Source organism: Streptomyces thermoviolaceus (assembly GCF_045209695.1).
GTDB lineage: Bacteria > Actinomycetota > Actinomycetes > Streptomycetales > Streptomycetaceae > Streptomyces > Streptomyces thermoviolaceus.
On sequence record NZ_CP109280.1, the window covers coordinates 2,378,848 to 2,388,048 of the forward strand.

Genomic DNA, 9,201 nt, shown 5'->3' on the forward strand with positions numbered 1-9,201 from the left:
ATCGGAGTCGAAGAGATTACCCCGCTGGGGGTCTTGATCAAACTTCGCGCCGCCGGAGGACGAGGACCGATGCAGACGTCTCGGCCATCGGCTCTCCTGTGACCGCCGGAAGGCGGCCGGGCCGAGACCGCGCGCGTGGCGCGGGACCCTCCCGCTGCGTCCTGCGCGATCACCTGGCCCGCCGGCGGCCGGCTCCGGCGTCAGGTGAGCGAGAAGAAGATCGTGTCCTGGCTGTACCAGTCGAGGTCCCGGGTGCATGTCACCCACTCGTCGTGCTCGAACTCCAGCTTCTCGATCAGTATCCCGAGGTCGTAGCGAAAGTCGGGATCGATCCGGTCGAGCACGGCACGGTAGGCGTCCGCGGCCGGCCCGGCCTCGGACAGCGTCAGGTGGCCGATGGCCGGGTAGCCGTCGACCGAACAGGGCAGGAACGGGAACTCCGGCGGCAGGCCTCCGTAGAGATAGCGGCCGGGCAGCAGGCCGGCCGGAACCCCGGCGCGACTCAGCTCCTGGTCCAGGAGACCGAAGAAGGTCGCCGGCTTCGAGTAGACGCTGAGGTCGGCCGGGTCGCTCGCATTGCTGTCGATGATGTGCTGCAGCGCTGCGTGGTAGGCGTTGGCGGCGGGCCGCTCACTGGCTGAACGCCACGTACGGCGGCCTGGTGCAGCTGGCCGCGCCGCAGCCGGTGCACGAGACCGCGGCGGCCTGGCTCATGGCCTGCCGGCCCCTGCCCCAGCCGGGGTATCCGGACACGCCCATGCTCGCGTCGTCCGTCGTGGTGCCGAAGGACGGCGGCTCCCCCTACCACCCGGCACCGAGCGCCCCGCTCGCGGACCTGGAACCGGTCCCGCCTCAGGAATCCGCCGCGCGCGCCGCAGGCCAGGGCCGCCGGATCAACGCGCGCGGCTGCGTGATCGCCGTGCACTCCGGCATGCAGGGGGCGCCGTCCGCCGTCCTCCCCTGGCGTCCCTCCGACGAGGCTCCCGGCTGGTGGGACCGGCTCCGCCACCGCTACTTCCCGGAGTTCGAACAAGTCGCCGTCAGCGACTGGGACGACGTCGTCAAGGCGATCGGCGAACCAGGTCCCGGCACCCGCGGAGTGATCTGGGTGCGCCGCGAGATCGGCGGGCACGAGGCCACCGGCAACCTGCTGTACGGGACGAACGACAAGGGCCGGGTCGTCTTCCTCGACGGGCTCACGGGCTCACGGGCTCGCTCGCCCGGCTCGACACCGCCCCGTTGCTGCGCGAACTGGTCGTCCTCCGTGCACTTCCCAGCGCGCCGGCGCCCCAGCGCGCCCCCTGGGAGCGGCCCGCGCCCGACTTCGCCACCGCGGTGCAGAAGGCCCAGCTCTGGCTCGACGCGTTCTATCGCGGCCAGGTCGTCCTGGGCAGGCCCACCGCCCATGACGAGACCCGGCGGGGCTGGGTCTTCTCCTGCAACAGCAGGCGCTTCCTCGGCGGAGGGGCCTGGCAGGACGCCATGCTGGACGCGACGGTGGTCGTGCCGAAGGACGACACGGCGCCCTTCGGCCTGCCGAACTCTGACCCGTGGGCCTGGTTCCACCGCTGGGACAACGGCGAGAACTTCGGCACCCCCACGATGCCCCCGCCTCCCGCACCGGGTCACCCGTCATGGTTCGAGCCCACGCTCGCCCAGCTCGGCCCGGTGCTGTCCGTCTCCGAGCACGCGGACTGGCCCACGACGATGAACGCCGTGTCGGTGCTCCCCATCGGTGCCCGGGCCCTGGTCTGGATCCGCCGCACGGACGGACGGGGCCGCGAGGCCGTCGGCCTGCTGGTGAACGCGGTGCGGCTGCAGGACAGGGTCGTCGTCATCGACGGCTCCTCGGACAAGCCGTTCGCCTTCGACCCGACGAGCGTCCACCGTCTGCATGTCATCCGGTATCGGTGAGCCACGGGAGCCATGGGGATCCCCGGAAACCAGCCCCCTTCACCGGACGATCACACACGATTAGCGTGGCCTGCCGTGGCAGGAGACGGGAGATGGACGGGACGGGGACGTTCCCGGCGAGTGCCGGTGTGCGCGGTACTGGCAGGGGTCGTCCTCGCGGCAACGGGGTGCACAAGTGGCGCGCGGGACTCGGCCGGCGACGGCATGGCTCCTGCGGCGCGGACGTATCTGTCGAAGGCGCTGGACATCATGGAGGAGCACTCCCTGCTCCGCCATCGGATCGACTGGTCCGGCCTGCGCGACAAGGCGTTCGCGCAGGCTCACGGAGCACAGAAGCCCGCGGACACCTACGACGCGATCACATCGGCACTGGACGCTCTGGGCGACCGGCACAGCACCTTCTGGGAACCGGCCCAGGCCAAGGAGGCGATGGACACGCCCGCGTCGTCCTTCGACGGGCTGGAGGGCCGTCGGCTGAAGGGCGGGATCGGTTACCTCTCCCTGCCCGGCGTGAACGGCTCGTCCCGGACGTACGACGCCTACATACGCCAGGGCAGGCAGGCCGTGGCGAAGGCGAACGGGGCGGGGGCCTGCGGCTGGGTCGTGGACCTGAGGCAGGAGACCGGCGGCGGCATGTGGCCGGCGCTCGCCGTGGCGGCGCCGATCCTAGGAGACGGCACGGTGGGCGGGTTCGTCGACGCGGACGGCAAGAAGTCGACGTGGACGATCAGGAACGGCGTGCCGTATCTGGACGGCGAAGCGCAGGGCGGCGACGCCACCCGTCCTCTGGGCGGCGGCAGGCTGCCGGTGGCCGTGCTCATCGGCCGGCGGACGGCCAGTGCCGGCGAGGCAGTGGCGGTGGCCTTCCGCGGACGGCAGGACACACGGTTCTTCGGGGAACCGACGAGCGGCGTCCCGACAGGAAACGCCACCTACCGTCTGACCGACGGCGCCCTGCTCATCCTCACCGAGGTCAGGGACGCGGACCGCACAGGCCGGACGTACGACAAGCCGATACCGCCGGACGAGGAGGTCCTCAAGGATCCCCGGCCGTCGGCCCGCACGGAGGACGCCGTCCTGGACGCCGCCCACAGCTGGCTGCTCCGGCAGGATGCGTGCCGCGCGAGGTGACCGGCTGTGCGCTCGGATTCCGCGGGCCGCCGCCGGACGCCCGGCCGGCAGGCCGCCGGGTCGTAGCAGCGACACCGTCCGGGACGGGCGGGCCGACCGGTCCGCGCCCTTCAGGGGGTCAACGGCGAGGTGCCCGCGACGTCCCGGAAGAGGGTGACACCGCTCACTCCCAGGGCTGCGGCGAGGCCTCGCTTCGTGTTGGCGACGACACCGTTCTGGGCGATGTAGGCACCGTCCGTGGCGCCGCCGTTGTACAGGGCGGCGTGAGGAAGGTGCGCCTGGAGGTAGGCCGTGGTGCCGGCAACGGAACCACCGATGAGAGAAATGTTCCACCCGGCCCCCGTGCCGATCTCCTGAGCGACCCTTCTGATGCCGGTGATGAGGTCCGTCGCACCCTTTCCGTGGGTGCCGGTGGAATCACTGTGGATCATGAAGGTCTTGTTCCCCTTCTGCCCGCAGACGGCGACGCAGGGGGCCAGGTCGGACGTGTAGAGAACGGCATCCCTCCTGTCGTTGACCCGGCCTTTCATGTTTCCCTGTTCGACGTAGATCCCGATAAGAGGAAGATCAGGCATCTCTTGCTCCTCAGTGTGAATCGATCATTTTCCTCGACACCCGAGCACGGGAAATCCAAGGCTGGGCGCCTTTCCCTTCCCACGGTCTTCAACGTGTTCTGAGCGACGAGGGTTCGATTGGTTTCGTCGACGGGATTCGGTCGCCGGTCTGCCCCGCCCCGGCGGCTCGCTGGTCAACCGATGGTGTCCCGCGGGGAGGGCGGCATGGGTGCGGCGCAGAGCGCATCACCTCGCGGCACACCGGCCCTCGGTGCGAAGCGGACGCCGGGACGGACCGGCGGGCGCGGGCGGGCCGGCGCTGCGGGCGTGTGACGGCACACCACCCCCTTTCGGAGACGGTTCACGGGGGCCGGCAGTTCACTTCGGCGCACCGGAAAAAAGCAGTGAACTGTTTCGTTCGGGGGGCCGTTGTGGTGGCTGGAAGCCTCACGGCCGGTCGACCGGTTCCGTGGCTCTCCCGGCGTTCGCAGAACCTGAAGAGACGCCGTTCGCGGATACGTCACGTGTGCACGGGCAGTGCGTCGACGGCGTTCGGCCATCCGGTCGCGGACCGTGCCGGGGCACGGCAGAGCCCATCAGCCAAGGGAGGAGACAACCCGATGACCGATCCTGCGGCGGCCTCCAGCGGGTGGGTGCGTGGTCCGGTGGCCGTACGTCCGGACGATCCGCCGCGACGATCCGGTTCCGCGCCCGCCCATCCGCCCGAGCAGCCGTCCGCGGGCTCCTGGCCGCCGCCTCCTCCGCGGCGTTCCGGCGCCCCCGCTCAGGAGCCGCCGTCGTACCCGGCCGAGAACCCCGGGGAGGGCGGTGCGGGTTCGTGGTCACCGCCGGAACGGCGGCGGCATGGAGCCGAGGGGTGGGAGCACGGCGGCCACGGCGACGCGGGGCCCGGCCCGGGTCCGTCCCTGCCCATCAGCTGGGTCAACGCGCATGGCGGCGCGGGGGCGACGACCTTCGCAGCCACCCTCGGCGGGTTCGACGCCGGCAACCGGTGGCCGGAAGTCAGCAGGGAGCAGCCCGGGAACATCTTCCTCCTGGCACGGACCCACGCGGCGGGTCTGCGATCCGCCTCCCGCGCTTTGAAGGCCCTGCACACCGGCAAGCACCCGGCAGGAATCACCTTGATCGCGCTCGTTCTGGTGGCGGACGCCCCCGGCCGTCTGCCGCTGCAACTGTCCAGGCGGGTGCGGGTGCTTCGCTCCGCCGTCCCGACCTTCACCGTCCCGTGGATCCCGGCCTGGCGCCTCGGTGAACCGGCCACCAAGCCCCCGCGGGCAGTCACCGACCTGGCCGCGCTCATCCGGTCCGGGTCAGCTGTTCAGGGAGAGAAACGATGACCGCGCAGGCCACGTTCAGCACGCTCGCCGACACCTTCACCCCCGGTTCCGACGCCGACTTCCTGCTCGGAGTCCTGTCCTGGTGTGCGTCGGCGGCCGGAGTCGCGGGAGTGCTCATCACCGGAATGCTCATGGCACTGCAGCTGCGCCACGGCGAGATGGGCGAGGGCGCCTCGTACATGCGGGGGCTGTTCTTCGTGATGCTCGGATGCATCCTCGCGACGACCGCGGGACCCATCGTGAAGTTCCTCGGTCCTCTGACCCTTTGACGACGGCTGCTGCCGACGAGCCACCGTCCTTGCTCCACCCCCTCTGTACCTCATCACCCCCTTCTGGAGATGTGTCATGCTCACCATGTTGCTGGCTGCTGCCGTTCCCAACCCCAGTCGTCAGGCACCGGCCGAGCTCACCAACAAGGTCGACCTCGTCCTCGGCATCGCGGCCTGGGCGGGCACCGCAGCGGGCGTGGCCGGGGTGCTGGTGACCGGGGCCATGATGGCGATCTCCCTGAAGCGGGGAGAGGGATCCGAGCACATGAGCCGGCTCGGCATGGTTCTCGGCGGCTGTGTGCTGGTGGCGACGGCCGGACCGCTGGTCCAGTTCGTGTTCAACTGACCGGGCCGGGCCATGGCGATGTTCACACGTACGGACGACGGTGGCGGCGAGACACGTTTCTGGCAGCGCGGCCGGCTGCTCTCCGCCGGCTTTCTCGCCGCTGCACTCGGCATCTCGTTGGTCTCGTTCCTGACCGGCGGACACGACGAGGAGCAGCGGCCCGCTGCCCTCACGGCCCTGGGACCGCTGGCCCAGGGCCCGGACAAGGCCACCGGACGGCCGCCCGGCTGTCACACCGACGATGCCTCGGACGCGCTGCCCAAGCGCGCCCCCTCCGATGTGACGTGGCGGATGGTGGGCGGCACCCGTGTGCCCACCTCCGCCTCGGCCGGACCCACACGCGCCGCGGGCCCGGTGCTGTGGTGTTTCGCCCACACCCCGATGGGAGCGGTGATGGCGGCGCACGTCATCCCGGCCCAGATGACCGGGCCCGCCTGGCGCGAGGTCGTCGACGAGCAGGTCGTCGCCGGCTTCGGCCGGAACCTGTTCGTCTCGCAGCGGTCGTCCCTCGACGACGCCGAACTGGAGTCGCAGCCGACCGGGAGCTACGCCGGCTTCACGCTCGAGGACTACGACAAGGACAGTGCGGACGTCGGCATCCTGGTCAAGAACGCGCAGGGGGGCCTCCTGAGCAGCACGATCAGACTCCGCTGGAGCGGTGGCGACTGGAAGGTGGTGCCGGGCAGCGACGGCGGACTGCACTCGCAGGTGAGCGCGGCCGACGGAACCGACGGCTACATCCAGTGGGGGGTGTGAGATGGCGTGTCCGTCCGGTAACCCGGTCAAGGACTTCGTGGTCGGCTTCTTCAGTTTCCTCGGCGACCCGATCGGCACCATCATCAAGGGAATCGCCAACCAGGTGCTGGCCGGTGCCATCTCCGTGTTCGGCGACCTGGCCACCAACATCCCCACTCTGGTCACCGACGGCTCGGCCAAGGACGTCAGCGCCGAGACCCAGTGGGTGGTCGTCTACACCGCCGTCGGCTCACTGATCTTCGCCGCCGGGCGCATGGCCCTGGAACGCAGAGGCGAGGCGGGGACGGTGGCCCTGAAGGGCCTGATGCGCGTCCTGCTCGTGGCCGGTGGCGCGACGGCCGTGATGACCGCCCTGGCCAGCCTCTCGGACCGCTACGCGGACCACCTCTTCGCGTCCGGCGCCCAGAAACAGCTCACCAACGTCGGGTGCAGCAGCGGCGGAAACGGGATCGAGGCGTTCCTGCTGCTCGTTCTCGCCTTCCTGCTGCTCATCGCCGCGATCGTGCAGACCGTCCTGCTCTATGTGCGGCTCGGCGTGATGATCGTCCTGCTGGGCACCCTGCCGCTCGCGGCGGCGGCGTCCATGACGGAGTGGGGCAGCGGCTGGTGGCGCAAGCACATCGGCTGGATGATCGCCTGGCTGCTGTACAAACCCGCGGCGGGTCTCGTCATCTACGCCGGCGCGGCGATGATCTCCACAGGCAGTGACAGCGGCATCCACGAGAAGATCGCGGGCATCGGCGTCCTGCTGCTCTCCGCGCTGGCGCTGCCGGCACTGCTCAAGCTCGTCGTTCCGGCGACGGCCGCGCTGGGCAGCGGCGGGCAGGGCGCCACGGCGGCCGCCGCCGGCTCGATCGCCTCCGGCGCCAGGTCCATCGGCACGTCCGCGCTGTCCGGCGGGGGCGCGGGCGGCGCCGCCGGACGCTCCGGGGCTGCGGGCGCCCCGGGGCCGTCCGGCTCCCGGGGCGGATCCGGAGGCGGCGGCGCGTCCGGCCCCACAGGTCCCGGCGGCGGCGCGTCCGGACCCACAACTCCCGGAGGCTCAGGCGGCTTTGGACCCATGGGCGGCCAGGGCGGACCCGGAGGCGGCGGTCCGTCCGGCGCCGGGGCCCGCGCAGCGGCAGCCGCGGGACCGGCAGGTGCGGTCGTCAGTGCCGCGGTCACCGCGGCCAAGGCGGCCGGAAACCTGGCCACCGGCGCGGTCGAGGGTGCGGACGGCAGTCGCGGCCACAACACCTGACCGCCGGGGCGCCGGGCCTGACCGGTCCGGCGCCCCCACACGCGGCACCGGGGCCGCTCCTCGCGGCCCCGGATTCCCCCCGGCACCAGACGTCCACTGAAGCGCAGAGAGAGGAAACCCATGTCCACAGAAGTGGCCGCACGTCCCACCTATGGGAACTGGCGGCGTCCCCGCCGCCCGGGGCTCGGGCCGTTCGGCCTCGTCGGCACGTTCGGTGTCTTCGGCGGGCTCGTGCTCACTCTGCTGGTCTCGCTCATCTCCCTGCTGGCCGCGCTCACCGTCATCGTCCCGCTCGCCTTCCTGCTCGTCCCGCTGATGGTGCGCACGCAGGACGGCCGCAACCTCTACCAGCTGCTCGCCCTGCGCATCGGCTGGTTCCGGCGGCGGGCCAAGGGCGCACACGTGTATGTCTCCGGTCCGCTCTCGCAGCGTCCCGGCGGACGGTTCCGTCCTCCGGGACTGCTGAGCCGGGTCACCATGGACGAAGGGCGGGACGCCTACGACCGGCCCTTCGGCGTGCTGCACCACCCCGGCCGCAATCTCTACACCATCGTGCTGGGCTGCGAACCGGACGGCGGTTCCCTGGTCGACCCGGACCAGGTCGACGTCTGGGTGGCGGCGTGGGGCCAGTGGCTGGCACGGCTGTCCCACGAACCGCAGCTGCGCGGGGCCGCCATCATCGTGGAGACCGCTCCCGACACCGGCACCCGGCTCGCCAACGAGGTGCTTCCCCGTATCAAGGAGGACGCACCGGCCGCCGCCAAGGCCGTGATGCGGGAAGTGGTCGAGCGCTACCCTTCGGCATCCTCCGAGATGCACACCTACATCGCGCTCACCTACGGAGTGCCGCCGGGGCAGAAGCGGAAGCAGAGCGACATCATCACCGAGCTGGCCATCCGCATTCCCGGTCTGCTCGCCGGACTGGTGGGGGCGGGCGGCGGCTCGGCGTACCCGTTGTCGGCCGAGCGCATCGCGGAGGTGGTCCGCGTCGCCTATGACCCGGCCGTCGCGGGCGAGGTGCTCAGCCTGCGCGCGCAGTACGGCGGGACCGGCCTGGAATGGGAGGACGCCGGGCCCGCCGCCGCCTACGAGGCGGTCAACGCCTACCAGCACGACTCCGGTGTCTCCCGCACATGGCTGCTGACCCTGGCCCCGCGCGGCACGGTCGGCTCCAATGTGCTGCGCGGTCTGCTGGAGGCCGCGCCGGGCACCCGCCGCAAGCGCGTCGCGCTGGTCTACCGGCCCATCGACCCGGCCACCTCCGCCCGCATCGTCGAGGCCGACCGCCGCGCCGCCCAGTTCATGGCCAACTCCGGCCGGGGCATGGTGCAGGCCAGGGCCGCTTCCGAAGTGCAGGCCGCCGAACAGACCGCGGCGGAGGAGGCCGCGGGCGCCGGCCTGGTGGAGTTCTCCCTGATGGTCACGGTCACCGTCGACTCCCCGGATCAGCTCAGCGACGCCACCGTGACCATACGCAACCTCCAGGCGGCGGCCCGCCTCTCCTTGCGTCCGGCCGACCGGATGCAGGCCGCGGCCTTCACCTGCACGCTCCCCGTCGGTCTCCTGCCGTGGGAGCACACCTTCGTCCCGCAAAGCCTGCAGGAGGCGCTGTGAGCGACAGGAAGCTCAAGAA

At 71.4% G+C, this 9,201-nt stretch carries 11 protein-coding genes and 1 pseudogene; 9 read left to right on the forward strand and 3 right to left on the reverse strand.

The window, feature by feature from the left end; genetic code table 11:
- Positions 1 to 200: 200 nt before the first annotated feature.
- Entirely contained in the window at positions 201 to 344 is a 144-nt protein-coding gene (locus OG899_RS10365; protein ID WP_229814064.1) for a hypothetical protein, read from the reverse strand.
- A gap of 286 nt (positions 345 to 630) precedes the next feature.
- Complete coding sequence (locus OG899_RS10370; RefSeq protein ID WP_268245753.1) at positions 631 to 759, reverse strand: hypothetical protein; 129 nt, start codon at positions 757 to 759, stop codon at positions 631 to 633.
- Here OG899_RS10370 and OG899_RS10375 point away from each other — a divergent pair.
- The 3 genes and pseudogenes from OG899_RS10375 to OG899_RS10385 all read left to right on the forward strand — a co-directional run.
- Positions 758 to 1,192, forward strand: a pseudogene (locus OG899_RS10375) (toxin glutamine deamidase domain-containing protein); the annotation flags it as partial. The gene OG899_RS10370 and the pseudogene OG899_RS10375 overlap by 2 nt on opposite strands.
- Positions 1,193 to 1,239: 47 nt before the next feature.
- Entirely contained in the window at positions 1,240 to 1,914 is a 675-nt protein-coding gene (locus OG899_RS10380; RefSeq protein WP_168131384.1) for a YrhB family protein, read from the forward strand.
- A gap of 204 nt (positions 1,915 to 2,118) precedes the next feature.
- Positions 2,119 to 3,045 carry a S41 family peptidase gene (locus OG899_RS10385; RefSeq protein WP_168131383.1) on the forward strand — a complete coding sequence of 309 codons (927 nt, stop codon included), beginning with the start codon at positions 2,119 to 2,121 and terminating at the stop codon, positions 3,043 to 3,045.
- A 110-nt stretch (positions 3,046 to 3,155) separates the two neighbouring features.
- Here the strand turns inward: OG899_RS10385 and OG899_RS10390 are convergent, their stop codons facing one another.
- On the reverse strand, positions 3,156 to 3,620 hold the full coding sequence (locus OG899_RS10390; RefSeq protein ID WP_168131382.1) for a hypothetical protein: 465 nt from the start codon (positions 3,618 to 3,620) through the stop codon (positions 3,156 to 3,158).
- Between the two features lie 599 nt (positions 3,621 to 4,219).
- Between OG899_RS10390 and OG899_RS10395 the strand changes: the two genes are divergently transcribed.
- From OG899_RS10395 to OG899_RS10420, 6 genes are all read left to right on the forward strand, one after another.
- Entirely contained in the window at positions 4,220 to 4,957 is a 738-nt protein-coding gene (locus OG899_RS10395; protein ID WP_308427052.1) for a DUF6668 family protein, read from the forward strand.
- Positions 4,954 to 5,226: a hypothetical protein gene (locus OG899_RS10400; protein WP_168131381.1), complete on the forward strand. Its 273-nt coding sequence runs from the start codon at positions 4,954 to 4,956 to the stop codon at positions 5,224 to 5,226. The genes OG899_RS10395 and OG899_RS10400 overlap by 4 nt, the downstream gene beginning before the upstream one ends.
- A gap of 76 nt (positions 5,227 to 5,302) precedes the next feature.
- Positions 5,303 to 5,572, forward strand: coding sequence for a hypothetical protein (locus OG899_RS10405; RefSeq protein ID WP_168131380.1), 270 nt, complete (start codon positions 5,303 to 5,305; stop codon positions 5,570 to 5,572).
- Positions 5,573 to 5,584: 12 nt separating this feature from the next.
- Positions 5,585 to 6,328 (forward strand): hypothetical protein, encoded by a 744-nt coding sequence (locus OG899_RS10410; RefSeq protein WP_229814062.1) that lies wholly within the window; start codon positions 5,585 to 5,587, stop codon positions 6,326 to 6,328.
- Position 6,329: 1 nt separating this feature from the next.
- Positions 6,330 to 7,568 carry a hypothetical protein gene (locus OG899_RS10415; protein WP_406311000.1) on the forward strand — a complete coding sequence of 413 codons (1,239 nt, stop codon included), beginning with the start codon at positions 6,330 to 6,332 and terminating at the stop codon, positions 7,566 to 7,568.
- Between the two features lie 120 nt (positions 7,569 to 7,688).
- Positions 7,689 to 9,182 (forward strand): SCO6880 family protein, encoded by a 1,494-nt coding sequence (locus tag OG899_RS10420; RefSeq protein WP_168131378.1) that lies wholly within the window; start codon positions 7,689 to 7,691, stop codon positions 9,180 to 9,182.
- Positions 9,183 to 9,201: the final 19 nt, after the last annotated feature.